This window comes from Hymenobacter sp. HSC-4F20 (genome assembly GCF_019599275.1).
Classification (GTDB): domain Bacteria; phylum Bacteroidota; class Bacteroidia; order Cytophagales; family Hymenobacteraceae; genus Hymenobacter.
The window spans coordinates 68,557-93,938 of sequence record NZ_JAHZTD010000002.1 but is presented as its reverse complement, the minus strand read 5'-3'; the positions used below and the strand labels follow the sequence as shown (position 1 = coordinate 93,938).

The window sequence follows — 25,382 nt, the reverse complement described above, 5'->3', positions numbered from 1 at the left end:
CCGCTCCCGTTCTGTCTGCATTTACTATGCAAGCAGAACAAACGCATGTATTTTGCGTGCTTAACTCCGCTTTTGCCGGCACAGCGGACCGGCTTTTTTCACTCTAATCGGCCTTAAGGAGGGCTAGGTTCAGTATGAAACAAAATTTCCTCATTCCACTAGCGTGTGGGGTGCTGCTAGCCACATCGGCCACAGCCCAGACGCGCACAGTGAGCGGACGCGTAACGGACGCCAGCGGCTCGGGGTTGCCCGGCGTAACGGTGCTGGAGCGCGGTACCACCAATGGTACCAGCACCGGCACCGATGGTAGCTTTACTCTTTCGGTGCAACCAGGTGCCACGCTGGTGCTCAGCTCCATTGGGTTTGAAACGCAGAACGTGGCAGTGGGTGACCGTACGACGGTGGCCGTATCGCTGAAAAGCAGCGCGACAGAGCTGGGCGAGGCCGTCGTCGTTGGCTACGGGACGCAGTCGAAAGCAGATCTGACGGGCTCGGTAACGCAGCTCAGCAGCAAGGATGTAGGCAACCAGCCCGTCCAGAGCTTCGAACAATCTATCCAGGGCCGCGCGGCTGGGGTATTTATAGAAAATAGCAGCGGCAAGCTGGGCCAGGGCATCCGGGTGCGCGTGCGGGGCGTTTCCTCCATCAGTGGCGATACCCAGCCGCTGTACGTGGTAGATGGTATTCCGGTGCTGGCCGACAACCTCTCGTCAACTTCGGCAGCCACCAACCCCATTGCCGATATCAACCCCAATGATATTGAGAGTATTACGGTACTGAAGGATGCTTCGGCCTCCGCAATCTACGGTTCACGGGCCAGCAATGGGGTAGTGCTCATCACAACGAAGCGCGGCAAATCAGGCGCTACCCGATTTACGTTGGGTTTTCAGACAGGTACGAGTAGCCCGACGCACAAGCGCGAGTTTCTTAATAGCCAGGAGTACGTTACCCTGCTGACGGAGGCACTGGTCAACAGTGGGCGTACCGCCGCGGCAAATACAACCCGTTTGCGGACCTACGCGGGCGGCGTAACAGATCCGCTGACCTACAATACCGATTGGCAGGATGAGGTGTTCCAGAATGCTCCGTTCAGCCAGTATGATCTGAGTGCCAGCGGGGGCAATGAAAAAACCAAGTTTTTCATCTCGGGGCAATACAGCAATCAGAACGGCATCATTGTAGGTAACAAGTATGAGCGTATCTCTACCCGCTTTAACGTCGACCACAAAGCCAATGATAGGCTTGCTATTGGCATAAACGCCGCCTTGTCTCGTTCGCGCAACCAGCGTCTGCCAAACGACAACGCCTTTAGCAACCCGATGCAAATCGTGGCGCTGGCTCCTATCACTCCGTTAATCGACCCGCGCACAAACCTCTTGAGCGGTTCTCTGGACCCTGCTACCGGTGAGCCCAACACCACGTTTCCCTTCTATTACAACCCGCTGTTAAGCATCGAGAACGGTTCGTACAATACCATTGTATACCGGACGCTGAGCAACGTTTATGCGCAGCTGGACATCGTGAAGGGGCTTTCCTACCGCTCCGAGCTAGGGGTAGACGTTTTAAACCAGAGCGAGGACCAGTTCTTAGGGCGTATTACCTCGCGTAACACGGGGCCTACCAACGGTTTTGGCTTTAGCGCCCGTTCCACGAATGCCCGGGTGGTAGTCAACAACTTTGCCACTTACCGCAACACGTTTAGTGAGCAGCACTCCCTGGAGCTGACGCTGGGTACTTCCTTTGAGTCGGCCCAGCTTACCAGCAATAACGTTACTGGCACTCAGTTCGCCTCCGACGCCTACAAGACCCTGGCCAATGCCAGCTTAATCACTGCCGGGGGCTCTAACCGCACCAACAACACGCTGGTGTCCTACTTCGGCCGGGCCAATTACGCCTTCGGGGGTAAATACCTGGTGGGCGTAAGTGCCCGCTACGACGGATCTTCACGGTTTGGGTCTAATAACCGCTACGGTTTTTTCCCGGCTGCTTCGCTGGGCTGGTTGGCAACGGAAGAGGCTTTCCTGAAAGACAACGCGGTGCTGAGTATGTTAAAGCCTCGCATCAGCATTGGGCGGACGGGTAACCAAGGCTTCACAAACTTTGCCTCGCGCGCTTTATTTGCCGGCACCTCGGGCTACGTAGGCATTCCGGGGCAGCGGCCAATCTCGCTGGCTAGCCCCGACCTCACGTGGGAATCTACTACGCAAGCCGATGCGGGTATTGAATTTGGCTTGTTCAAAGACCGGATTTCCGGGGAAGTAGATGTGTACGAAAAGCGCACCACTGACCTCGCCTTGTTTGGTCCGGTACCCGGCACTACGGGCTTTACCTCCCTGTTCCGCAACATCGGCAGCCTACGCAACCGCGGGGCTGAGTTTTCGCTTACCACCCGCAATTTCGTGGGTGACTTTACGTGGACGACCTCGTTTAACGCCTCGCGCAACATCAACCGGATTACTGACCTTGATGGGCCTCCCATTCTGGGTAGCTTCCTGAGCCGGGCTCAGGAAGGAGAGCCGCTGGGCGTATTTGTGGGACCAGAGTACGCAGGTGTGGACCCGGAAAATGGCGACGCGCTGTATTATCTGAATTCGACGAATGCCGACGGAACTACTAACCGTGGCACTACCAACAACATCAACGAGGCCACCTCAGTGGTAGTAGGAAACCCCAACCCGAAGTGGACGGGAGGCCTCACCAACACGTTCTCGTTTAAAGGGTTCGACCTGACGGCAACCCTGGTAGGCGTGTTTGGCAATAGCATCTTTGACGGAGCAGGTCAGTATTATTCGGTGGGCTTTAATAACGGCCCCGATAACCAGACCCGCGACCAGTTGCAGCGCTGGCAGAAGCGCGGCGATATCACCAATGTGCCCCGCGCTGAATACCTGGGGGGAAATGGCATTGGCTTGTCCTCCCGTTTCGTGCGGGATGGGTCCTATGGTCGGCTGCGGACAATAGCGCTCGGCTATAATCTCCCGGCTGCCTGGGCTCAGAAAGTGTTTTTGCAGTCGGCGCGGGTGTTCGTGCAGGGCCTGAATCTGGTGACGTTTACCAAGTATAAAGGGTGGGACCCAGAGGTAAGCACCGACTACCTAACCGGATCGGCCAGCCAGAGCCAGAACAACATCAACCAAGGTATCGACTTCTACACTGCCCCGCAGCCGAAGACCTACACCATTGGGGTAAACATTGGGTTTTAAAGCGTCGACCAGCTTTTGTAAGCGCTTTTCACTTTCCTAGCGAGCCTTCATTATGAAAAAAATACTGTACGGGCTGTTCACTGCCTGTCTGCTTACAGGATCATTCACGGCGTGCAATAGTAAGCTTGATGTTGAGCCTACCGATAGCATTGATGCCACTAACGCGCTAACAACCTCCGCTGACGTAGAGGCTGCCCTGGTTGGCTGCTATACCGGCCTTCAAAATGCAGATGCCTACGGGGGCAATATCCAGTTGCTGTCGGATCTGCTGGCGGATAACGGCGAAATCTCATTTGTGGGCACATTTATTCCTCCTAACCAAGCCGCCCGCAAACAAATACTCAAGGACAATGGCTTCGTTACCTCCATCTGGACCAATGCCTACGACGTCATTAACCGCACCAACAACGTACTCGCCAACCTAGACAAGCTGGACACACCGGCCAAGCAGGCTCGTGTAGAAGGTGAAGCCAAATTCATTCGCTCTCTGCTGTACTTTGATCTGGTTCGGTTGTACGCCCGCGACTGGAACGACGGCAATCCGCAGACCAATCTGGGCGTACCCCTGGTTCTGAGTCCTACTACCGCTATTTCGGGGGAAAGCCAAGTACGCCGTAATACCGTTGCGGAGGTGTACACGCAGATTTTAACGGATCTTACAACTGCGGAAGCCCGGCTAACAACGGCTAACCCTGCGAACAACAATGGGTTCTTTGCCAACCGGTACTCGGTAGCGGCGCTGCTGTCTCGGGTGTATCTGCAGCAAAGCAAGTTTGCCGAGTCCGCCGCCGCTGCTAATCGGGTGATTAGCTCCGGCCGCTACTCCCTGACTTCCAGCTACGCGGAGGAGTTCACCTCGTCGAATGACCTGCTGGGTAACACACAAGAGGATATTTTCGCTATTCAGATTAGTTCCCAAAGTGGGGCTAACGAGTTGAATACGTACTACTCCGTTAACCGCCGGGCCGATGTGAATATCAATGATCAGCTGATTGATCAGTTTGAGTCGGGCGATGAGCGGCTGGATCTGATCCTGATTGATCCTGATGGTGGACCTGCCTATTCCGGTAAGTACGATGTGCTGTATGGCAACATCAAGCTGTTCAGACTGGCAGAAATGTACCTCAACCGAGCCGAGGGCAATTTCCGGGCGGGTACAACTGCAGGCGCTGCCCCGCTGGACGATATTAACACCATTCGGGAACGGGCTGGCCTGGCTCCGTTAACAACGCTGACTTTGGATGACATTCTGAAGGAGCGGCGCCTGGAACTGGCCCTGGAAGGATTTCGCCTGGGAGACCTGAAGCGGAACAAAGAGTCAACGGTTGATTTGGGTAATCCTCCCGTTACACTACCCTACAACTCGCCCCGCTTAATTTTCCCTATTCCACTGCGGGAAATCAACGCTAACCCCAACTTGGTGCAAAACGAGGGATATTAACTGCCCTAGTGCCAAGTTACAAGAAACGCCCGCTTCGATAAACCGAAGCGGGCGTTCCTATGCATATAGAATCTACTTTTCTTCGTCTTCTTCCTCCTCCTCTTCCTCGTTCAGGTGGCTAAAGTCCAGCTTGGGTGCCAGCCGGAGTGCTTCGCGGATAGCCTCATCCATGAGGGGCTGGGAGTCAGCATCGAGGGTACGCTCAAAGAGGTTGAGGAGCTGTTCGCCTTCCTCGTTCACGTAAAGGTTGGTGTAGAGCTGCTCAAATACGTTGGCTTCCTTGTGAATGGTAGCGTCGATGGCGGCCACGCTAGGCGCGCGCAGGGCGCGGTGCAGCACATCCATAACGCGGCGCGCCTCCTCCAGGTCGCCCAAGTCGGAGAGCAGCTTCATCAAGGCCAGGGCCACGCCCAGGCGCACCCGCTCGAAGCGGTAAGCCAGGTCGTGGGGAGAGGCCTGCTCGAAGGTACGGTAAGCCGCCAGGGTGGTAGGGTGGAGGTAGCGGGCAGCATCGGCCTCGGAAGAAAAGGCCACCTGCAGGAGCCGCTGGTAAGGAGGAGCAAGCATATGGAAGCAAAAAAGGCCGACTCAGGGGGTGGGCGGGCAAAAGATAGTTAGGGCCAGACGTAACCCCACGCTGTAAAGGTACGATTGTGTATTTTGACGTGCTGGTCAGCAGCCGATGATTACTGGCGCCGGCAAATTGTTTCACCCAAGCTCTTTCCCACTTCCGATGACGCACAAAACAAAATGGTTGGTATTCGCCCCGACAGGGCTGGTAGTCATCGGGCTAGGCACGTGCCTGGTGCAGTGGGCCTCCGACAAAAAACGCAACGGCCACTCCACTTCTGAGTGGGTAGCAGCCGGCACTGCGGCCCTGGCCGTACTCAATGCCGGCGTTAGCCTGTTTGGCCGGGGGGTAGCGGAAAGTGTGCTGTATCAACTCAAAGAGCAGCCCCGCGAAATGGATTACAGCAACGTTGCCCGATTGTAGTAGATGAACTAGCAGGACGGTGAACTGGTGCGTGTGATGTTCAGTGTGCGCAAACGGCCCTGTCGCATATTCCACTGGCCAGTTCACCGCTTTACAGCACCCGCACTTTCAGTTGGGAAGCGTGCTGCGGCGAGTGGTAGAGGCGGTGGGTAGCCGGTTGAAAGTCTTTTTCATCGGCCTCGAAGATGTTGGGGACAAAGGTTTGCGGATTCCGGTCTACTAACGGAAACCAGGTGCTTTGTACCTGCACCATCAGGCGGTGACCTTTGCGGAACGTATGACACAGGTCCTGCACCGTGAAAGGAACAGCGGTTACCTGGCCAGGTATAAAAGCCTCCGGTTTGCTGAAATTGTTGCGGAAGCGGCCGCGCATTACCTCTGAGCGTACCATCTGCTGATACCCACCAAGCTTTACTGCCGGGTTGAGGCTGGCGTTGTTCGGCGTATTATCGGGGTACACATCAATGATTTTTACAACCCAGTCTGCGTCGGTGCCGGTGGTAGCCACCTGCAGTAGGGCCTCAATGGGGCCAGCCAGCGTGAGGTCGTCGGTAAGTACTTCGGTTTGGTAGGTAAGCACGTCGGGGCGGCGCGCGGCAAAGCGCTGGTCGTCGGTCATGTACTCACGGGTCATGCCAGTGGTAGTAGCCTCAGAGAAAGGCACGGGGTGGGCCGGGTCGCTGAGGTACTGGTCGAATTCAGCGCCGCCACTGGGTTGTTCGAAACTAATTTTGCCGCCCGGCTGAAAGTACAGCGTACGCTCTTTCGCTTCCGTGGGCGGCCAGGCGGCAAATGTGCGCCACTTATTGGTGCCACCCTCGAAAATGGTGGCCTCAGGAGTAGTAGCAGGCTTGCCATCCTTGAGGTAGGCTTTGAAAAAAGGCGCCTCAATTTCCTTCTGGTAATACAAAGAGGGCGACTCGCCATAGGCCACGTTGCCTACCATTTCGCCAGTGCCGCGGGCCCAGCCGCCGTGTACCCACGGGCCCATTACGAGGCCGTTGCGCATGCCGGGGTTCTGCTTTTCAATGGTTTCATAAATCTTCAGGGCCCCGAACAGGTCTTCGGCATCATTGAAGCCGCCTACGGTAAGCACGGCCGTGCCTTTGTTCAGGTTCTTGAGGTGAGGACGTAGGTTGCGGGCCTGCCAGAACTCGTCGTAGTTCGGGTGCTGGGTCATTTCATTCCAGAAAGCTACCTGGCCCTTGTAGTACTTGGCATCAGCGTTTTTCAGCGGGCCAAGGCGCATAAAGAAGTCGTACCCATCGGGGGTGCCGTGCTGGAAGGCGGGGTTGCCCGTAGGGGTAGGCTGGGGCCGGGGCAGCCCGAAGGACGCTAGAAAGTTGAAGGCATGGGGCAGGAAAAACGCGCCGTTGTGGTGAAAGTCGTCCCAGAACCAGTCGGCAATGGGTGCCTGGGGCGAGGAGGCTTTCAGGGCCCGATGCCGACTCAGTAAGCCGGTTGCCGTGTAGTAGCCGGGGTAGCTGATGCCCCACTGCCCGACGCGGCCGTTATTCCTGGGCCCGTGCTTCAACAGCCACTCTATGGTATCATAGGTGTCGGTGCCCTCATCGATATCGTTTTTGCCTTTGTACGTGTCTTTTTCGGGCCGTACATCCACAAACTGACCCTCTGACATATACCGGCCCCGCACATCCTGATAAGCAAAGATGTAGCCCTCGTGCATCATGGTGCTGCTGGGCCCCAGGGACTTTTTGTATTTGCCTGGTCCGTACGGCCCCACCGCGTACGGGGTGCGGTTGAGCATAATGGGGTACTTTCCCTTATCCGCATCCTTGGGCGCGTACACCACGGTATAGAGCTTCACTCCGTCGCGCATCGGAATCTGATACTCCAGCTTGTTGTAGTGCTGCTGGATGTAGAGCGTATCAGCAAGGGCGAGGGCTTGCTGCTGCTTATCTGTTTCCGAAGGCAAGGGGTACGACACTGCCGACTGGGCGCGGGCGGCGTAGCTGCCAGTTGCCAGCAGGGCTGCCAGTAGGGCAGGGCGAAGGTAGGGGTAGGGCATGTGCGTGCAGGATAGAAAGGAAGGAAAGACCGGAGCCGCCGGTAAGTTAAGCAGTGGCAATCAGGAGCCGACCAGCCGAAGCAGAAAATGCAGCTACAGCGCAACAGTTGCATCTTTTTGTCTTAACAGACCTTACATTCTGCTTTCTTTGGCTAACAAACCTTTCCTCAACCCGCCGGCCCTGGTCGGTGCTACCCTCACATCTGTGCTGAACCTCCGATTCCGAGCAGCGTGGCTATGGCTGCTGTGCGTGCTGCTGGCACCACCGGCCTTTGCCCAAGCGCCGGCTACTTCCTCCGAAGGCCCCTTGCTCACTCCGCGCCAATTTCTGGGATATGAGCTGGGCACCCGCTTTACTCCTCACGCCGAGCTGCTTCGCTACGTCGACCACGTAGTGCAGCACTCCCCCGGGCAGATGAAGCTGCAACGCTACGGCCGCACCTACGAAAACCGGCCGCTAGAGCTGGTGTACGTGGCTACCCCCGGCAACCTCAGTAACCTCGACGATATCCGCCGAAACAACCTGCGCTTAGCGGGGCTGGAAAAAGGTAGCGCTGCCACCAAACAGCCCGCGGTGGTGTGGCTTAGCTACAATGTACACGGCAACGAGGCCGTGTCGTCGGAGGCGGTGATGCAGGTGCTCTACGACTTGGCTAACCCCCAGAACCAGCAAATGCAGCAGTGGCTGCAGAACCTGGTAGTAATTGTGGACCCCTGCGTGAACCCCGACGGCCGCGACCGGTACGCCCAGTGGTACAACCGGGTAGCTAACCAGCAGCCTAACGCATCGGCCCTGAGCTGGGAGCACCATGAGCCCTGGCCTGGCGGACGCTACAACCACTACTACTTCGATCTGAACCGCGACTGGGCCTGGCAAACCCAACAGGAAAGCCGCCAGCGCATTGCGGTGTATAACCAGTGGCTGCCCCAGGTTCATGCCGATTTCCACGAAATGGGCCCCAACAATCCGTACTACTTCTCGCCCGCGGCCAAACCCTTCCACGCCGACCTTACGGAGTGGCAACGCAAGTTTCAGAACATCATCGGGGACTACAACCGCAAGGTGTTCGATAAAAACAACTGGCTGTACTTTACCCGCGAAACCTACGACCTGTTTGCTCCCTTCTACGGCGACACCTGGCCTTCCTTTAACGGCGCCATTGGCATGACCTACGAGCAGGGCGGTGGCGGCCCGGCTGGTATCAGCTATGCCAAAGCCGACGGCGACACGCTTACCCTGGCCCAGCGCATCGAGCACCATCATGCCACCAGCCTCGCTACCCTTCAAGCCGCCTCTGACCGCCACGAGGAGCTGATACGGGAATTCCAGAAGTTCTATACCGACGCGCGCACCAAGCCCCGCGGCGAGTATAAGTCCTACGTGCTGGCAGGCTCGGCTGACCCCGGCCAGGTGCGCGCCCTCACTCAGTACCTGGACCGCCAGCAAATCAGCTATGGGTATGCCACCAAGCGCAGCAAGCAGCGCGGCTACAACTACGCCACCGGCCAGACCGAAACCGTACAGATTGAGCCTCGCGACGTGGTAGTAAGCATGTACCAGCCCAAATCGACGCTGGTTAAGGTGCTGTTCGAGCCCCAGGCTACCCTGGAAGACTCCCTGACTTACGACCTCACTGCGTGGTCGTTGCCGTATGCGTTCGGCCTGAAAGGGTACGCGCTACGGAGCACTGTGGAGGCGAACGGCGCGGCGCCCAAGCAAGCTACCGTTACTGCCAGCTCCCAGCCTGCTACCTCTTCGCAAACGCCCTACGCCTACGTAGCCCGCTGGAATAGCTTGCAGGATGTGCGCTTCCTGGGCCGCTTGCAGCAGCAGGGCGTGAAAGTGCGGGTGGCCGATGAGCCGTTCGAAACCGAAGGCCAGAAATACCAGCAGGGCACCCTCATCATTCCGCGTACGGGCAACGAGCGACTCGGCGCCCGCTTCGATCAATTGGTGCGCGCCCAGGCTGATTCGGCGGGCGTGTTGGTGCAGGCCGTGCAATCAGGGCTTTCTACCACGGGTGGCGACTTAGGCTCCCGCTCGGTGCGGCCCCTGAAGCAGCCGAAAGTAGCTATCCTGGCCGGGCCTGGAGTTGATGCTACGGCTTTCGGGGAGGTGTGGCACTTCTTCGAACAGCAGATTGGCTACCCCGTGTCGGTGTTAGGAACTGATTACTTCAACAGTGTGCCCTTGGGAGCCTTTGATGTGCTCATCTTACCGGATGGCAGCTACGACAACGTGCTAACGGAACGCGGACTGGAAAACGTAAAAACCTGGGTGCGGGCCGGTGGCCGCCTGATTGCCCTGGAAGGCGCTTCCCGCTTCTTAGCGGGCAAAAAGGACTTTCTGCTCAAAACTAAGTCGGCTGATACTACCGCCGCGAAGAAGTCGAACCCGTATGCCGCCTTGCGCCGCTACTCCGATGCTGAGCGGCAGCAGATTGGCGAGCGGGTACAGGGTAGCGTGTATCGGGTGGCGCTCGACAATACCCATCCGCTGGCGTTTGGCTACGGCAGCACGTACTACGCTCTTCTGCGCGATACGCCCAATTACCGCTTCATGCCCCAGGGTGGCTGGAACGTGGGAGTGCTCAAGAAGAATGCATACGCCGCTGGCTTTACGGGCCGCCAAGCCCAACGGGCCCTCACCGACTCATTTGTGCTGGGCAGCCAGGATTTGGGCCGGGGGCAAGTAGTTTACCTTGCCGATAACCCATTATTCCGGGCATTCTGGCAAGGAGGAAAGTTGCTGTTTGGCAACGCCGTTTTTATGGTGGGCCAGTAAGTAACCTTCAGTGCTACCCCTTCTTACAAAGCAAAGCCCCGCCGGTGATTACCAGCGGGGCTTTGCTTTGTAAGAAGGACAACAAGATTAATCTACTACGTCCTCAGCTTTATTTTTCACGGCTTTAGCGCCTTTTTTCACCGCGTGGCCTGTCTTCTGGGCACCTTTCTTAACAACGGTACCCGTCTTTTTGCCAGCCTGCTTCACGTCTTGTTTGGTGTTGTAGGCTTTTTCACCAGCTTTCGTGCGGCCCGAGCGAGCTTCCACTTTCACGGTGCCATTGTCGCGCTCCGTTACCGTAGTTTTGGCACCGCTCGTTTCGTCGCGCACGGTGGTTTTGTCGCCCTGAGCAAAGGCGGCCGTCGAGAAAACTACGGCGGCGGCCAGCATTACTATCTTTTTCATGAGGAGAGTCTGATTGGAATTGGTAAGAATTCTGAGTCCTTATACGGCGCTGCATAAATTGGTTGTGATACCGTAGTTTGACGCTTAATAATTTCAGAGGATAGCTAGAGCCTTCCACTAACGGTAAGGATACCCTGCTTTACCTTTTAGCAAAGTTTAAAAACTGGAAACAAAGCCTGATGTGTACCGGTGCTTGACCTTTTATAGATTATCCAAAATAGGAAAGCAGGGGAGGGTAATCAGTTGATTTGTAGCTGTCAATACACCTTCGGCCGCAGCTTCCAAGGAGTATCTGACTACTGCAACCCCTTCGTAGTCTGAAGTGCTGGGTACGTAGTCAAGTTAGTCAAGCTTCTGATTGGGTAATAGCAAAGAGGAGTCGCCGTAGCTGAGGAAGCGGTAATCATGCTCCAGGGCGTACGTGTATACATGGCGCCAGTCCGGGCCGATAAGGGCCGCTACCAGTAACAGCAGGGTGCTTTCCGGCTGGTGAAAGTTAGTAATCAAGCCCTGTACCAGGCGAAACCGATAGCCCGGAGCAATCAGCAGTTGAGTAGTGGCGTGCAACGCATCGGAGCCAGTGCTTTCCAGATGATGCAGCAGAGCCCTCAGGGCTTCGCTGACCGACACTTCCGCCTGGTTTTCATAAGGCTGCCACTGCTGCACGTGCCAGGTGGGGGTGGCTGTAGGTAGCTGTACCAACTGCGCCCCGAGCCAATAGAGGCTTTCCAGAGTCCGCAGACTGGTAGTCCCGACCGGAATAATGGGGTGCGGCAGGTGGTCCAGCAGTTGGCGCAGGGTAGCTGCCGTTACGCTAATAGGCTCCCCGTGCATGGGATGTCCGGCCATGCTTTCGGCTTTAACCGGCTGAAAAGTACCGGCCCCCACGTGCAAGGTTACCCGGGCTGTTGGAACGTGAAGAGCCGCTAACTCAGCCAGTACTGCCTCCGAGAAGTGGAGCCCGGCCGTGGGGGCGGCTACGGCGCCTTCGTGGGCTGCGTACACTGTTTGGTACCGTACAGCGTCCACATCAGTGTCAGCGCGGTTGAGGTAGGGCGGCAGGGGTAGGTGGCCAGCTTCGCGCAGTACTTCGGCAAATGGCAGGGTAGAGGGCTCCCAGCTAAACCGGATCAGGGCGTACCCCTCGCCTTGCTCCACTCGTTCAGCCGTGAGTAGGGCCATTTCTCCCGCCACCGTGAATTCCAGCGTCACGGGGCCCGACTTCCAGCGCTTGCCATTGCCTACCAGACATTTCCACACGCAGCTACCCGTTTGCTGCATAGCGGGTTCAAGGGCGCGGTGCGGTGCCATAGGCTCCAGGCAAAACAGCTCTACCAGCCCACCCGTTGGGCGCCGCGCAAACAGACGGGCCCGCACAACCTTGGTGTCGTTGAACACAAGCAGACTGTGTGCCGGTAGCAGGGCCGGGAGTTGGGCAAAGCGGTAGTCGGTGATGGTGCCGCTGCGGTAGAGCAGCAGCCGCGACTGGTCCCGGTCGGCCAGGGGCTCCGTAGCAATCCGGGCGGGCGGCAGCTGGTAGGTGAAATCGTGAATAGAAAGCTGGCGGGGGTCGGGCGAAGTAGGCGTCATGGCCGGCAAAGATAAACCCGGGCGCGGGCTGATACCATCTGGCATCGGCCCGCGCCCGGGTTGCGGCGGCTGCAAAGCGCTTACTTCCGGAAGAAAAGCAGGTGTTGTTGCGGTAAGGTCTCGACGGAGTCGGTCAGGCGTAGCCCTACGGCGGCCATTTCGCGGCGGGCCTGGGCCACGCTCATCTTGTGGATGCGCTTAATCGGGACCTTGGGGTCCTCAGCCCGGTATTCTACCAGTGCCACCCGCCCAGTAGCAGTAAGGGAGCTGCGAATAGCCTGCATCATTTCCCGGGGATGGTCGAACTCGTGGTAGGCATCTACAATGAGCACCAGGTCCACGCCCCGGGCCGGCAGGTTGGGGTTGGTGGTGGTGCCTCGCACGGGAATTACGTTGTGGATGTGCCGCTTTTCAGCCGTTTCACGCAGTGCCGTCAGCATTTCAGGCTGAATATCCACGGCCAACACCTTGCCTTTGGGAACTAGGGGGCTGATGCGGAAGGAGAAATAGCCTGTACCCGCGCCAATATCGGCCACTACATCCGTGGGCTTTAGGTGCAGTTCCCGTAGCAGAATATCCGTTCCTTCCTCCTGTTGCCGGTCGCTACGCTCCAGCCAGCCAGCTCCTTCATGCCCCATAACATGGGCAATCTGGCGCCCCATGTAATAAGTGCTGATGCCATTGGGGTCCTGGGGCGCCCGACGCTCGTACCCGCTGGTGTCGGGTAACAGGCGTCGTTGCTGCTCCACCAGTTGAGCGGCGGTGCTTTCCGTGAGAGGCTGCGTGCAGGCCAGGGGTCCGAGCAGCAAACCAGCTGCACCAACCGGCAGCAAATTCTTTAGTGAAAAGGGCATATGCACAGGTGCAAATAAACGGCGCAACCTTAACATTCGTGTGCCCGGAACCGTTCGGCGGGGCATGGGGGAACAAAAAATAACCCTCCAGTAAGTGCTTGCGTAGCCGAGAGAAAGACCTTTGAGGGCAAGCAGAACCACAGAATTAATCCGGCTTTTTATTTCTGTTTTTTACTTTGGCCCGTACAAGTCCCGTTTGCACACCATTCATCCTAACCCTTTCTTGTATGAAACACCTGTCCGGAATCCTGCACAAGCTGACGGCTGTAGCTGCCGTAGCAGTGGCACTAACGAGCTGCAACCGCGCCGAGTATGCTATGCTGCCCAAAACCTCGTCGTCGGCCTACCACGGCACGCAGCGCGGAGTGGTGGTAACGCCGGCTCCAGCCACCGCAGAAGCTCCAGAGGCTGCGCCCAAGGCTCCGGAAGCTGTAGCAGTAGAGGCTCCGGCATCTATGCCCACCCCAGCAGCAACCCCGGCCCCCGTAGCGCCGCGCCAAACAGTGGCCAGCGCCCCAGCCAAAACGGCTCCGGCTGCCGCTGCGTCAGCTCCTAAGCTAAACCTGGCTCAGAAAGCCTTAGTAGCTAAACTGGCTAAGAAGGCGGATAAACTGGCTGCCAAAGCTCAGGTAAGCAAGAAGTCGGAGGCAGCCTCTACGGAAGAGGCCAACGCTATCAGCCGCAACATCAAGCTTGGTATCATTCTGGTGTTGGTAGGTCTGCTGGTGGGTCTGATCAGCGGCTTGTTGGGTTCTATCATTGCCATCATCGGTATTGTATTCATCGTACTAGGCTTGCTCGACGAGGTATAAGCCGCTCTTCCATACGTACAAAAAATACCCCGGCCAAGGCTGGGGTATTTTTTTGTACTGGCCTACGTGTTTCTATAGATATTGAATACATTGGGCCCATGCGCTTTTTTTGTATAGGCATTGGGTTGTTAGTTTGGTTGTTAACTGGTTGCCAGAATAGCCGGATAGCTGTCTTTCGCCCCGTTTCGGAAACGTACCACGCCACTTACAGGGAAGTAGCTGCAGCAAGTGCTTCTGCCACTAGTTTGCCCATATTGGAGGCTAACGCGGAAGAAATCAACCTAACTGATAAGCCTGCTATGGGGTATGGGGGGCCTGCTGCCGTTAGGCACTGTACTACAGAAGCAATTGCGCCAGAGCCACGAGCTGCCTTAGTTCCTGCTTCTCCTGCACCAGATACCCTTCGCCCTGGGCCCGAAATACGCCAACCTCGTGGCTTACCTGTCCAGCCTGACCCTGAAACAACCAAGGTCAATGCGCTGGGAGCCGTGTTAATAGCTGGCGGGCTGCTTATTCCCCTAATAGTGTCATCCAGCGGCTTGGGTAGTCTACTGCTGGGTGTGATGGCCCTGCTCATGGTAGTAAGCGGGGGGATACTCCTGTTTTACCAGGGACCCAACGGCCGGATTCGGCAGCGCCGACAAGCCAAGCAGGCCGCCCAGCCAGTAGGCAACGTCCGCGGTCGGCAACGGCGGCTGGCAGCCTTGTTGCTGATAATCGGAATCCTGCTGCTCCTGACGGGGCTGTGGGTAGTGCCTTCTCTACTTGTAATCTTTGGCGTTCTGGGCTTGATTCTGTCTATTGCCGGCCTGGTGGGAGTAGTGCGCTACATGGGTTCCTAAGTGGCACTACTTCTCTGCTGTACCACCGACTAGCTTGGTGTTACATGGGGTCCACGTCGGCGGCGATACGCACCTGCTTGAATTCCTTCTGGTCGCGCACGATGTCCATGGCTTCGAGGATGTCCGCTTTGGCCGACCGGAGTACAGTATGCTCCCGACTGAGCTTGATGGTAATTTCCTGGAGGTAGAAGTTGCGGATGCGGAAAATGTAGGGTGCTTCGGGGCCTAGTACGGCCTCGCGGCCGAGGCGGTCTACTAACTCCTGGGTAAGCAGAATGGCGGCCCGCTCGCCCACTACGGCATCCATGTGTTTTACCGTCAGCCGGATGATGCGCATGAAGGGCGGGTAGCCATGTTCGCGCCGCTGCAAAATCTCGTACTCGTAGAATTCCAGATAGTCGTTGCGAATCACCTTGTCGAAAATAACCTGGGCCGGGTCACCGGTTTGGATGATGACGCGCCCTTTCTTGCCCTTCCGGCCGGCGCGGCCACTCACCTGCACAAACATCTGAAAAGCCCGCTCGTGCGCCCGAAAATCGGGGTAGTGAATGATGCTGTCCGCGTTGATGATACCCACCAGGCTTACGTTGGCAAAGTCAAGGCCCTTAGTCACCATCTGGGTGCCTACCAGCACGTTGGTGTTCTGCTTTTCGAAATCGGAAATAATCTGTTGGTAGGCGTTTTTGGCCCGGGTAGTGTCCAGGTCCATGCGCTGCACGTTGGCCTCGGGCAGCATCACCTTCAGGTCGTCCTCCAGCTTTTCCGTCCCAAACCCAACGGGCTTAATGTTACGAGAACCGCAGGCGGGGCACTGCACTGGCATCCGCTCGTGGTAGCCGCAGTAGTGGCAGCGCAGCTCGTGGGCCTGCTTGTGGTAGCTCAAGCTCACGGCGCAGCTTTTACACTTCGGAATCCAGCCGCAGTCGAGGCAGTTGATGAAGGGCGCATAGCCGCGGCGATTCTGAAACAGTATCACCTGCTCTTTGGCAGCCAGCTTTCCTTCCATGGCCTGCATCAGCTCCGGCGTGAAGTGGTTATGCATGGTTTTCTGCTCCCGGCTTTTGCGGGTATCCACCAGCTCTACTTCCGGCAATCCAGCTTCCCCGAAACGCTTGGTCAGGGATACCAACCCGTAGCGGCCAGTGCGGGTCTGGTAGTAGGTTTCCACGGCCGGCGTAGCCGAGCCCAGCAGGGTTTTGGCGCCCTGAAAGTTGGCCATCATCAGGGCTACTTCGCGGGCATTATAGCGCGGGGCTGGGTCGTACTGCTTGTAGCTCGACTCGTGCTCCTCGTCCACAATTACCAAGGCCAGGTTGTCGAAGGGGAGAAAAACGGAGGAACGCACCCCAATTACTACTTGGAAGCGCCCCGACAGCACGCCATTCCACACTTCTACCCGCTCGTTGTCCGAAAACTTGGAGTGGTACACGCCCAGGCGGGAGCCGAACACGCGCATCAGACGGGTCACAATCTGGGCCGTGAGGGCAATTTCCGGCAGCAGGTATAGCACTTGCCCCCCGCCGTCGAGAGCCTGCTTAATCAGGTCAATGTAGATTTCAGTTTTGCCCGCCCCCGTCACCCCGTGCAGCAACACAATGTCCTGGGTCTGGAACTGCTGCATGATGCTGTTGCGGGCATCCTGTTGAGCTTCGCTCAGGGTGAAGTGGATTTTAGCCTCTGCGTCGTCCTCGTCCAGTGGAAAGCGCGACACGATGGTGTCAAACTGCTCCAGGATGCCGTTCTTGATGAGCGTATTGACGGCGGAAGGAGAGAGGTGGGGCGCGCTGGTCAGGGCAGCCTTTTCTATACCCTTCTGGTTGGCGTGCTCATTCTGATACACGGGCACTCGCTGCAGGTAACGCATAAGCACGTCGAGCTGCTTGGCCTTGGAGGCTAACTGGGCAAACAGCTGCTCCAGTGCTGCCTCCGCTACCAGATGATGCGCCAGGCGTACCTTCTTCACCACTTTGGGCGAGTACTTGTCCTGCAAGTGCTCAAATAGAAATACTACGTCCTTCTGCATCAATGACTTAATGTACTTATGGAAGGAAGCAATGCCCAGCAGGTCGCCCACGTCGGTAAAGGTCAGGGACTTGCCCTCTTCACCGGCGCGCAGGGCATCTACAATCTTTTGCTCTTGCTCGTTGAGGGGGTAGGGGGTAGTCTCTGCAGCAAAGGCTGGGTGCAGCTGTACCCGGCTCTCCGAGCTGAGCTTAAGCGCCGACGGCAAGGCCGCATTGATTACCTCGCCCAGGGTACAGAGGTAGTAATCGGCTATCCAGCGAAAAAGCTTTAGCTGGGGCTGCGTGACGACGGGCGCATCGTCGATAAACTCCAGAATATACTTGGCTTGATATTCCTTGGGCGGCGTTTCGTGCACGGCGGCCACAATGCAGCTCAGCGTCCGCTTAGCCCCGAACTGCACAATCACCCGGCCCCCTATCACCACTTGGTCATTTAGCTCGAAGGGGACGCGGTAGGTATACAGCTTGGGCAACGGTAGCGGCAGAATCACGTCGGCAAACAGCGTAATGCGGTCCGCGGCGGGTTCCGGCTGGGGCTGCACAAAGTCAAACGGAAGGCTCAAGGGGAAATCAGACTGGAAGCGGAAGGTAAAGATAACACACCGGCGGTCGGTTCCGGCCACTGCGCCAGTGCTAAAGCTGAGCTAGCGCTTCTGCTACGGAGTGCACCGGCTGTTGGCAGGCCCGGTTAAAGCAGACATAGATAGTGGTGTGTCCGTTCCGGGCTAAGCGCCCTTGCAGCAGCGGTAGTGGACTAGCAGCCACAGTACCAGCCAGTACCGTATTGGGCAAATAATGGCGGCTCAGTTCCTGGCGAAAAGCTTCGGCGTCAGGTCCTACAATGGCTACCTCGGCCGTGGGCCGTAGCAGTGTCGTGTACAGGCGGGCCCAGTTCGCCATACTCTGCGGCGACTCTAGCACCAGGCCCTGCACCTGGCGAAGCATAGTGGCGGCGAGGTCCAGGTAACGGGTACTTTCCAGATGCAGCCCCAAACGGTGCAGGTTGTGCGCCATCACGGAGTTGGAAGCAGGAACAACGTTATCGAGTAGCTCTTTAGGACGGGTTATAAGCTGGCTGCCCTGGGTGTTGCCCCCGGGAGCGGCCGCCGTGAAAAAAAACAAGTTTTCGTTTGGGTCGAAGAAATGAGCAAGGGTGGTTTCCGTGAGCTGGGCGGCCAGCTGCAGCCATTCCTCTGCGAAAGTTGCTTCGTAGAGGCTGAGGTAGGCTTGGATAACCAAGGCATAATCTTCCAGAAAGCCGTCAATGGTAGCGCGTTCGTTCTTGAAGCTGCGCAGTAAGCCGAGCCAGGACCCTTGCGAGGAATACCGCGCGCTGGTGAGCTTATCTCGGATAAATGCTGCCGTCTGCAGGGCCAATTCCAGGAACTGCGGTTCCGCGCACGCACGGTAAGCGTCCAGGAGGCCCTGTAAGGCCAGCGCATTCCAGCCCGTGAGGATCTTATCGTCGAGGGCCGGGCGAGGCCGGGCCGCGCGGGCCGCCAGCAATTTCAGTTGCCACTCTCGTGCTACCTCTTCCACTTCCGCCGGTGTAAGTTCGTGCTGACGGGCAAATTCCTCGTCGGAGGCGCTCCGCTGCAGAATATTGCGGCCGTGCTCCCAGTTGCCGGCCGCCGTGCAGCCGTAGTACGCCGCTGCCAGTTCCAGGTCAGGCCCTAGCACGTCGCGCAGCTCGTCCAGGGTCCAGACGTAGAACAGGCCCTCCTCGCCTTCACTATCTGCGTCCAATGAGGAGTAGAATCCGCCCGTTGGACTCAATAGCTCCCGGCGCAGAAACCCGACGGTATCGTAAAGCACCTGGTGGTAGAGCTTCTCGCCGGTAACCTGGAAAGCCTCGGCATAAAGACTTAGAAGCTGCCCATTGTCGTAGAGCATTTTCTCGAAGTGAGGCACATGCCATTCCGCATCCACGGAGTAGCGAGCAAACCCACCGCCCACTTGGTCATACAGCCCGCCCCAAGCCATATGGCGCAGCGTCAGGGTAAGCTGCGTAAGCAGGGTAGGGCTCTGGCTCAGGGCATGCGCGTGCAGCAAAAAGCGCCAGATACTGGGCGTCGGAAATTTCGGCGCCCGATTTAGCCCACCCAAAGTCCGGTCGAATGCAGCGGCAAGGGTATAAACCAAAAGCTTAAACTCCTCATCCGATACACCCGCGGCTGTATCAGCCACCCGATATTTCTCTAGCTCACTGGCTTGCAGTACGCGGGTGAACTGCTCAGCGGAAGCATGTAATTCCGCCCGGTACTCGCCGGCGAAGCCCTGCCCAATGCTCGTGAGCAGCTGCAGCCAGTTACCCGGGGAGAAGTAAGTGCCGCCGTAAAACGGCTTGGCCTCAGGCGTCAGGAACACATTCAGCGGCCAGCCTCCTTGTACGCCCATGGCGTGTACAGCCTGCAGGTATACGTGGTCTACATCAGGCCGCTCTTCCCGGTCAACTTTGATGCACACAAAATGCGCGTTCATTACGGCAGCTACCTGCGGATTCTCGAACGACTCCCGCTCCATTACGTGGCACCAGTGGCAGGCGGCGTACCCAATGCTTACCAGAATCGGTTTTTGTGTAGTCTGGGCCTGCTGCAAAGCCTCCTCCCCCCAGGGATACCAATCAACCGGGTTATAAGCGTGTTGCAGCAGGTAGGGGCTGGTTTCCTGAGCCAAGCGGTTCGGGCGGCGGTCCATGGACGAGGGTAAATGGAGGTAGAAAAGGAGAGCGGGCCACAAAGTGAACGGCTTACCGCAAGTAAAAAGAAAACCCGGCACCTGGGGGCCGGGTTTTGAACTAGGTGGTTTCTGGAGAGGAAGAATCTGTTGCCGGCTTTCGACGGGCCGAACGAACCCGGCGGGGGGGAGTGGCTGCCTCCGGAGCGACTGGTGGCTCCGGTTCCGGAGCCGCGGCTTTACGCGAAGCCCGCCGACGTGCCGGGGGAGCCGCCGGGGCAGAAGTCGCGTCCTCGGCACTAGCTGCCGGAGGTGGTGGTGTCGCTTCCGGAACTGGCGTTGCCACTCGGCGCCGGCTTTTGGATTTGGGTGCTGGACTAGCCGGTACGACCGGAGTGGTAGCCGCCGTTTCTTCTACCACCGGTAGAATAGGTTCTGGTGGTCCGGCCGGAGCTTCTGGCGCGGGTAGCAGCGGAGTTGGGGCAGAAGCTTGCTTACCAGCTTTAGCAGGCCGGGGCCGTTGGGTGGTAGCAGCAGACGACGTGCGCCGGCTCCGGCCGCTCCGAGTTGGGGAAGAACCGGGAAGTTCATGTTGCGGGGCCAAAGGCGCTTCCGCGGCCCCGGAAGTTGCTTCGGGAAGCTGTGGCACCACTTCCGTCGCTGAAGGAGCTGGCAACTCAGCAGTGCCGGATTGCTCGGCTTCCACCGGGGTAGAAGCTGTAACAACAGCTAGCTCTGGTTGAGTTGGTTCATCTACAACCTCGGCGGGTACTACTGTAGTAGACTCATCGTTAGGCTGTGTATCCTCAGCGGCATACAGAGGCTTGCGGGCTGGTCGCACGGGACGCTCAGCTCGCGGCTCCCGACGTTTATTACGGTTCCGCCGGGCTGGCGCTGCTGTAGCCTGAGCAGCTTCGTCTGAACTGATAACAGCTGTTGCCGCGGCAACATCCGGGATAGGCTGCTCCGCTGCTTCGGATTCGGTAACCGGCGCCGGGCTTACTGAGGGACGCCGGAGCTCGTTTTCGGTGACGTAGATTATCTCCGCCTCAGCAGGTGATTCCGGCGCGGGTGTGGCTGTCAGCTCGTCGGCCGGAGTCTCAGTTGCAGTAGGTGTTAAGCCAGCGGCCTCGGCTGCCAAGCGTGCGTGCTTGCGCTTGGTTCGCTTGGCCCCGCCCCGGGAGCGCCGCTTTTTCTTGCGTGCCGGTTCCTCATCTCTGTCGGCGCTGGAACCAGTAGCTTCATCTGTGTCGGTTTCGTCTTCCTCCTCGGAAGTATCAGCTAAAGAGGCTGTGTAAGCGTGCTCATAGGCTGATTCAGCGGAAATTTCTTCCTCCGTAGTCTCTTCCTCCACATCCTGCTCTAGTTCTACCAGCAACCCAGCCCCAGCACCCACGAGAACCGCAGCCGACGAGTCAGCTGCGTCTGCGGAACTACCAATGTCAATGCGCTCCTCTTCGTCATCGTACTCCTCTGGCTCGGGTGGGGGAGGGGGAAGAGGCAACGCTGCCAATTCACGCTCCACGTGCAGCAGTTCCATGCGAACATCCACCTGCTGGCTGATTTTGTGCAGCCGCTCCAGCGTACTTTCCAAGAATTGCCGGTGCTCAGTGGCCGCAGCGTACAACGGGCGGTGGTTCAGGGCGAGACGAATACCTTCCCACTCCTTCTTAAAGCGCCCAAACCCCGCATCAAAATATGTGCGCGTAAACCGCTCCCAAATGTAATTTTCAGCTACTTCCGACGGGTGTAGCATATCAGAGGCGTAAAACCGATAGTCGCGCAGGTCGTCAATCAGCAGCTCGTAGGCTGGGAAGTACGATACATCGGGCAACAGTTCGCTCAGGTAATGGCAAGCTACCCGCAGCATGGCCTTACTTGCCGAGTTTAGCACCAGTGTTTCCTTTACGTGCCGAACGGGGCTCACTGTCAGGATAAAGCGCAGCCGAGGGTTAATGCGCCGCAGATACGCGTGCGTTTCGGCTACGGCTGCAATAATCTCGTCGGCCGTTAGCAATTCCTTGCTGAACTTTTCCGCCGGAATTTTGTGGCAGTTGCTGATGATTTCGTCGGTTTCGCGCAGCCGGTAAGCGTAGGCTGTGCCTAAGGTCAGGACTACCGCATCGGCAGTTGCCAGAAACACGCCTGCTTCCCGGGTAAGCGTCTGAATGCGTTGCAGCAGCTCTACCGGGTTATCAGCGCCTACCTCGGCGTGTAAATCGTAGCTCTGCCAGCGGCCACGAGCCTCCACTACGTGCTGCTGCCAATCTGTATCTTCTCCGGCGGCAGCACGCAGCAGCTTACAAGCCGAAATGGGGTTGAAAACGGTTCCGAAAGGATTTACCAGCGCAGCGACTTTAAAATCGAGCAGGCGCGAACCGATGGAATCGGAAAAGCAAGAGCCTAGCGTCAGTATCCGCGCCGAAAGCGGCAACTGTTGCGGATAGGGCGTAAGCGGTAGTTCAGTACGAAACATTTCTATTAATACGGCCTTTGGCAGGCCAACGGACAAGCAACCTACTCAACATCCCGCGTTCAGCCAAACATAAGGGGTAGGGAAGCGGGATGGCAGGAGGGTAAAACGGATAAGTAGAAACTAGCTATACGCAAGTAAAAGCCTGATATGTTTCTCTCTGTCAAGCTCCGTTGTCTCACGGCGTAGTTGCCCAATGTACTACCCGAACAGCGCGTATATAAGTAAAAGCGCCCGGCTGCCAAAGCAACCGGGCGCTTTTATAAGCCATAACGAGCAGCTTACTCTGCTACTACGTTGAAGCGCACTTTGTGCTTTACCTCGCGGTGCAGATCAACAGTAGCCGTGTACGAACCTACTACGCTAGGCTCGGAGTCAAACGAAACCCGCTTGCGGTCTACGTCGATGCCTTTGGCCTTCAGCGCGTCAGTCAGCTGCAGCGTGGTTACGCGGCCGAAGATTTTGCCGCTCTCACCCACCTTAGCGGGGATATCCAGTACCACGTCACCGATTTTGTCAGCCACCGCTTGAGCATCGGCCTTTACCTTCTCAGCTTTGTGAGCAGCTTGGCGGACGTTTTCAGCTACGATCTTCTTGTTGGTTTTGTCGGCCAGAACAGCCAGACCCTGCGGGAGCAGGTAGTTACGGCCGTAGCCGGGCTTTACAGTAACAACGTCGTTCTTGTAGCCCAGGCCTTTAACGTCGTCTTTCAGAATTACTTCCATGTCAGTACTACGGTTGGCGGGTTACTTCAGCGAATCAGTTACGTAGGGCATCAAAGCCAGATGACGGGCTTTTGCTACGGCCTGCGCTACCTTACGCTGGAACTTCAGGCTCGTGCCGGTAATGCGACGGGGCAGAATGCGGCCCTGCTCGTTCACAAACTTCAACAGGAAGTTCGGGTCTTTGTAGTCTACGTACTTAATGCCGTTCTTCTGGAAGCGGCAGTATTTCTTGCGCGTATCCTGCTTGTGGATTTTTTCGTTGGCGAGGCTCATTTTCTTTACTACTGGGCTACGGCTTCCGATTGTTTGGCTTTCTGCTGGTTCATTTCGCCCTTACGACGACGCTCACCGTAGGCTACGGCGTGCTTGTCCAGCACCGTGGTGAGGAAACGGATAATGCGCTCATCGCGGCGGAAAGCCAGCTCCAGCGTATCCACAATGTTGCCTTCACCGGTAAACTCCACGAGGAAGTAGTACCCAGTGTTTTTCTTCTGAATCGGGTACGCCAGCTTTTTGAGGCCCCAAGCTTCAGTGTTGATGATGTCGGCGCTATTTTCCTTAAGCACCTGCGAGAACTTCTCGACCGTCTCTTGCACTTGGCTCTCGTTCAGCACGGGAGTCAGAATGAAGACCGTCTCGTAATTTCTTACTGCCATTACGACGGGGTGAAAATTATGTGAAAAACTAAATGAGGGGCAAAGATAAGAGAATTTATAGCAACCTCTACTCCCTGTCTCTATTTTAAATTACAACAATAACCATAGCTAAAAATTTGAGTATCAGAAATAAACTCTTGGCCTTTGGAACTAGTTGGCAGAAGGAAAAGGCTCTATCCTAAGCTGCTAGTAGCCTCTTCAAGTTGAGTAAAGGAGTGGTGCAGCTTGTTTATAGGAGAAGCGAAAGCCTTCATTTTTAGAATGATTCTAAGCTTGCTGAGAAGGGCGAAAATTAGCCAGAGCAGGTTTGTTCTATGGCTTTCCCGACCTACATTTGTGGCCTTGAAGCACCCCCGCGTTTCTTTTTCCCAGTCAAATTGTGCTATGAATAGCATCCGACTTCGTCCCCTTTCCCGTCTTTTTCTCGCTCTGTTTCTGACCGTTGCTAGCCTTGGTGATTCCTTTGCCCAGGCAGTTGGCTCGGCTCCGGGTGTGAGCAAGGAAGGCGTGGCCCCCGGCGCTACGGCTGCCGCAACTCCCGCCACGGCGGCCGCTCCCGCCGCTGGCGGCGGCGATGCTGCTGCTGTTGCCGCTGGCGACGCTCTCTTCAAAGGCAACTGTGCCCAGTGCCACGCCGTGAACGACGTGGTAGTAGGCCCAGCCCTCGCCGGCATTACCAAACGCCGGCCTATGTCCTGGATCATTCCATGGATCAAGAACTCCAGCAAAGTTGTAGCCAGTGGCGACGAATATGCTGTGAAGATCTTCAATCAGTACCAAAAGCAGCAGATGCCCAGCTTCCAGCTGTCGGATCAGGAGATTACCTCTATTGTTGCGTATATCACTTCTGAGGAGGGCAAAGCCAACCCGGCAACCGGCAATCCATCTGGCACCGGTATTAAACCCGGTGAGCAGGGCCCCGCTGGCGGCGCTGATACTGCCGAAGCCGGTGCTGGCAAGTACATGAACGTACTGCTTATTGTACTGGTAGTGGTACTGATTGTTCTAGTAGTGACGTTGGTTATCATCGCCAACATCATGAAGGATGTGCTCCGCGGCCGCAAAGACCTAGATGGTCGCGACCGGGAAGTACTGGAGCAGCGTTTCGACTTCTCGAAAATTTACAAGTCGACGGCTGTACGGGCCATTGTAGGGGTAGTATTTGTGCTGGCTGTCTTGTACGAAACAATTCAAGGTGCCATGGGTGTAGGTCTACAGCAAGGCTATCAGCCCACGCAACCCATTGCTTTCTCGCACAAGCTGCACGCCGGTGAGCACCAGATCAACTGCGCTTACTGCCACACTTCGGTATACAAGAGCAAGTCAGCCAACATTCCTTCGGCCAACATCTGCATGAACTGTCACTCGCAGATCAAAACGGAGTCGCCCGAAATCAAGAAAATCTACCGCGCCATCGAGCGGAAGCAGCCCATTCAGTGGGTTCGGATTCACAACCTGCCTGACTTGGCTTACTTTAACCACTCACAGCACACCCAAGTAGGGGGCATTGAGTGCCAGACTTGCCACGGTCCTATTCAGAATATGGATGTAGTGTACCAGTATTCGCCGCTCACCATGGGGTGGTGCATCAACTGCCACCGCGAGACCCCGCTGAACACGAAAGGCAACGGTTACTACGATAACCTGGTGAAGCTGCATGACAAAGCGAATGGTGCTGTACCGTTCACTGTGTCGTCGAATGGCGGTACCGAGTGCTCGAAGTGCCACTATTAATATCATAGGGTCTTAGCCTGCGCGACGCTTGGAAAAGCTGCCAAGTAGTGCGGACGGCTAAGGCCCCACTTCCCTTTAAAAAGCCTGCTTAGAGACTGTCTGGAAGTAAAATCGACGTCCCTAAGTCTCTAAGACCCTA

General features: G+C 57.0%; 18 protein-coding genes. 7 read left to right on the top strand and 11 right to left on the bottom strand.

The genetic code is table 11. The features are described from left to right. The first annotated feature begins 134 nt into the window (after positions 1 to 134). Positions 135 to 3,203, top strand: coding sequence for a TonB-dependent receptor (locus K3G63_RS10060; RefSeq protein WP_220613999.1), 3,069 nt, complete (start codon positions 135 to 137; stop codon positions 3,201 to 3,203). Between the two features lie 52 nt (positions 3,204 to 3,255). Further along, the gene (locus tag K3G63_RS10055; protein ID WP_220613998.1) at positions 3,256 to 4,644 is read left to right on the top strand and encodes a RagB/SusD family nutrient uptake outer membrane protein; all 1,389 of its coding nucleotides are present in this window, start codon (positions 3,256 to 3,258) and stop codon (positions 4,642 to 4,644) included. Positions 4,645 to 4,716: 72 nt separating this feature from the next. Here the strand turns inward: K3G63_RS10055 and K3G63_RS10050 are convergent, their stop codons facing one another. After that, complete coding sequence (locus K3G63_RS10050; RefSeq protein WP_220613997.1) at positions 4,717 to 5,211, bottom strand: hypothetical protein; 495 nt, start codon at positions 5,209 to 5,211, stop codon at positions 4,717 to 4,719. A 166-nt stretch (positions 5,212 to 5,377) separates the two neighbouring features. On the opposite strand from K3G63_RS10050, the gene K3G63_RS10045 reads away from it, so the two are divergent. Next, positions 5,378 to 5,638: a hypothetical protein gene (locus tag K3G63_RS10045; RefSeq protein ID WP_220613996.1), complete on the top strand. Its 261-nt coding sequence runs from the start codon at positions 5,378 to 5,380 to the stop codon at positions 5,636 to 5,638. Positions 5,639 to 5,729: 91 nt separating this feature from the next. Here the strand turns inward: K3G63_RS10045 and K3G63_RS10040 are convergent, their stop codons facing one another. Next, positions 5,730 to 7,667: a CocE/NonD family hydrolase gene (locus K3G63_RS10040; protein WP_220613995.1), complete on the bottom strand. Its 1,938-nt coding sequence runs from the start codon at positions 7,665 to 7,667 to the stop codon at positions 5,730 to 5,732. 250 nt (positions 7,668 to 7,917) lie between these two features. Between K3G63_RS10040 and K3G63_RS10035 the strand changes: the two genes are divergently transcribed. Then, the gene (locus tag K3G63_RS10035) at positions 7,918 to 10,452 is read left to right on the top strand and encodes a M14 family metallopeptidase (protein ID WP_409070869.1); all 2,535 of its coding nucleotides are present in this window, start codon (positions 7,918 to 7,920) and stop codon (positions 10,450 to 10,452) included. Between the two features lie 87 nt (positions 10,453 to 10,539). On the opposite strand, the gene K3G63_RS10030 is transcribed toward K3G63_RS10035, so the two are convergent. The 3 genes from K3G63_RS10030 to K3G63_RS10020 form a co-directional block, all read right to left on the bottom strand. Then, a complete protein-coding gene (locus tag K3G63_RS10030; RefSeq protein WP_220613994.1) occupies positions 10,540 to 10,857 on the bottom strand; it encodes a hypothetical protein in 318 nt (105 codons plus the stop codon). Between the two features lie 342 nt (positions 10,858 to 11,199). Beyond that, positions 11,200 to 12,447 carry an S-adenosylmethionine:tRNA ribosyltransferase-isomerase gene (locus K3G63_RS10025; RefSeq protein WP_220613993.1) on the bottom strand — a complete coding sequence of 416 codons (1,248 nt, stop codon included), beginning with the start codon at positions 12,445 to 12,447 and terminating at the stop codon, positions 11,200 to 11,202. Between the two features lie 80 nt (positions 12,448 to 12,527). Further along, positions 12,528 to 13,301, bottom strand: a complete 774-nt coding sequence (locus K3G63_RS10020; RefSeq protein ID WP_220613992.1) for a class I SAM-dependent methyltransferase — start codon at positions 13,299 to 13,301, stop codon at positions 12,528 to 12,530. A gap of 227 nt (positions 13,302 to 13,528) precedes the next feature. Between K3G63_RS10020 and K3G63_RS10015 the strand changes: the two genes are divergently transcribed. Continuing rightward, positions 13,529 to 14,113 (top strand): hypothetical protein, encoded by a 585-nt coding sequence (locus K3G63_RS10015; protein WP_220613991.1) that lies wholly within the window; start codon positions 13,529 to 13,531, stop codon positions 14,111 to 14,113. Positions 14,114 to 14,637: 524 nt separating this feature from the next. Then, the gene (locus tag K3G63_RS10010) at positions 14,638 to 14,955 is read left to right on the top strand and encodes a hypothetical protein (RefSeq protein ID WP_220613990.1); all 318 of its coding nucleotides are present in this window, start codon (positions 14,638 to 14,640) and stop codon (positions 14,953 to 14,955) included. 40 nt (positions 14,956 to 14,995) lie between these two features. On the opposite strand, the gene priA is transcribed toward K3G63_RS10010, so the two are convergent. The 6 genes from priA to rpsF all read right to left on the bottom strand — a co-directional run bounded on the left by priA (position 14,996) and on the right by rpsF (position 23,509). Next, on the bottom strand, positions 14,996 to 17,542 hold the full coding sequence (priA, locus tag K3G63_RS10005) for a primosomal protein N' (RefSeq protein WP_220613989.1): 2,547 nt from the start codon (positions 17,540 to 17,542) through the stop codon (positions 14,996 to 14,998). Between the two features lie 70 nt (positions 17,543 to 17,612). Next, complete coding sequence (locus K3G63_RS10000; protein ID WP_220613988.1) at positions 17,613 to 19,676, bottom strand: thioredoxin domain-containing protein; 2,064 nt, start codon at positions 19,674 to 19,676, stop codon at positions 17,613 to 17,615. A gap of 100 nt (positions 19,677 to 19,776) precedes the next feature. Then, positions 19,777 to 22,131, bottom strand: coding sequence for a GSCFA domain-containing protein (locus tag K3G63_RS09995; RefSeq protein WP_220613987.1), 2,355 nt, complete (start codon positions 22,129 to 22,131; stop codon positions 19,777 to 19,779). Positions 22,132 to 22,409: 278 nt separating this feature from the next. Next, complete coding sequence (gene rplI, locus K3G63_RS09990) at positions 22,410 to 22,853, bottom strand: 50S ribosomal protein L9 (protein ID WP_220613986.1); 444 nt, start codon at positions 22,851 to 22,853, stop codon at positions 22,410 to 22,412. A gap of 21 nt (positions 22,854 to 22,874) precedes the next feature. Beyond that, positions 22,875 to 23,126, bottom strand: a complete 252-nt coding sequence (gene rpsR, locus K3G63_RS09985; RefSeq protein ID WP_044002832.1) for a 30S ribosomal protein S18 — start codon at positions 23,124 to 23,126, stop codon at positions 22,875 to 22,877. Between the two features lie 8 nt (positions 23,127 to 23,134). Then, complete coding sequence (rpsF, locus tag K3G63_RS09980; protein ID WP_220613985.1) at positions 23,135 to 23,509, bottom strand: 30S ribosomal protein S6; 375 nt, start codon at positions 23,507 to 23,509, stop codon at positions 23,135 to 23,137. Between the two features lie 384 nt (positions 23,510 to 23,893). On the opposite strand from rpsF, the gene K3G63_RS09975 reads away from it, so the two are divergent. Continuing rightward, positions 23,894 to 25,243: a cytochrome c3 family protein gene (locus K3G63_RS09975; RefSeq protein WP_220613984.1), complete on the top strand. Its 1,350-nt coding sequence runs from the start codon at positions 23,894 to 23,896 to the stop codon at positions 25,241 to 25,243. Positions 25,244 to 25,382: the final 139 nt, after the last annotated feature.

Coding starts and splice junctions, on each gene's coding strand:
- rpsR (WP_044002832.1), bottom strand. CDS start 23,126: ATGAGCCTCGCCAACGAAAAAATCCACAAGCAGGATACGCGCAAGAAA.
- K3G63_RS10060 (WP_220613999.1), top strand. CDS start 135: ATGAAACAAAATTTCCTCATTCCACTAGCGTGTGGGGTGCTGCTAGCC.
- K3G63_RS10025 (WP_220613993.1), bottom strand. CDS start 12,447: ATGACGCCTACTTCGCCCGACCCCCGCCAGCTTTCTATTCACGATTTC.
- K3G63_RS10040 (WP_220613995.1), bottom strand. CDS start 7,667: ATGCCCTACCCCTACCTTCGCCCTGCCCTACTGGCAGCCCTGCTGGCA.
- K3G63_RS10055 (WP_220613998.1), top strand. CDS start 3,256: ATGAAAAAAATACTGTACGGGCTGTTCACTGCCTGTCTGCTTACAGGA.
- K3G63_RS10050 (WP_220613997.1), bottom strand. CDS start 5,211: ATGCTTGCTCCTCCTTACCAGCGGCTCCTGCAGGTGGCCTTTTCTTCC.
- K3G63_RS10020 (WP_220613992.1), bottom strand. CDS start 13,301: ATGCCCTTTTCACTAAAGAATTTGCTGCCGGTTGGTGCAGCTGGTTTG.
- K3G63_RS10030 (WP_220613994.1), bottom strand. CDS start 10,857: ATGAAAAAGATAGTAATGCTGGCCGCCGCCGTAGTTTTCTCGACGGCC.
- rplI (WP_220613986.1), bottom strand. CDS start 22,853: ATGGAAGTAATTCTGAAAGACGACGTTAAAGGCCTGGGCTACAAGAAC.
- K3G63_RS10015 (WP_220613991.1), top strand. CDS start 13,529: ATGAAACACCTGTCCGGAATCCTGCACAAGCTGACGGCTGTAGCTGCC.
- K3G63_RS09995 (WP_220613987.1), bottom strand. CDS start 22,131: ATGTTTCGTACTGAACTACCGCTTACGCCCTATCCGCAACAGTTGCCG.
- K3G63_RS10045 (WP_220613996.1), top strand. CDS start 5,378: ATGACGCACAAAACAAAATGGTTGGTATTCGCCCCGACAGGGCTGGTA.
- rpsF (WP_220613985.1), bottom strand. CDS start 23,509: ATGGCAGTAAGAAATTACGAGACGGTCTTCATTCTGACTCCCGTGCTG.
- K3G63_RS10000 (WP_220613988.1), bottom strand. CDS start 19,676: ATGGACCGCCGCCCGAACCGCTTGGCTCAGGAAACCAGCCCCTACCTG.
- K3G63_RS09975 (WP_220613984.1), top strand. CDS start 23,894: ATGAATAGCATCCGACTTCGTCCCCTTTCCCGTCTTTTTCTCGCTCTG.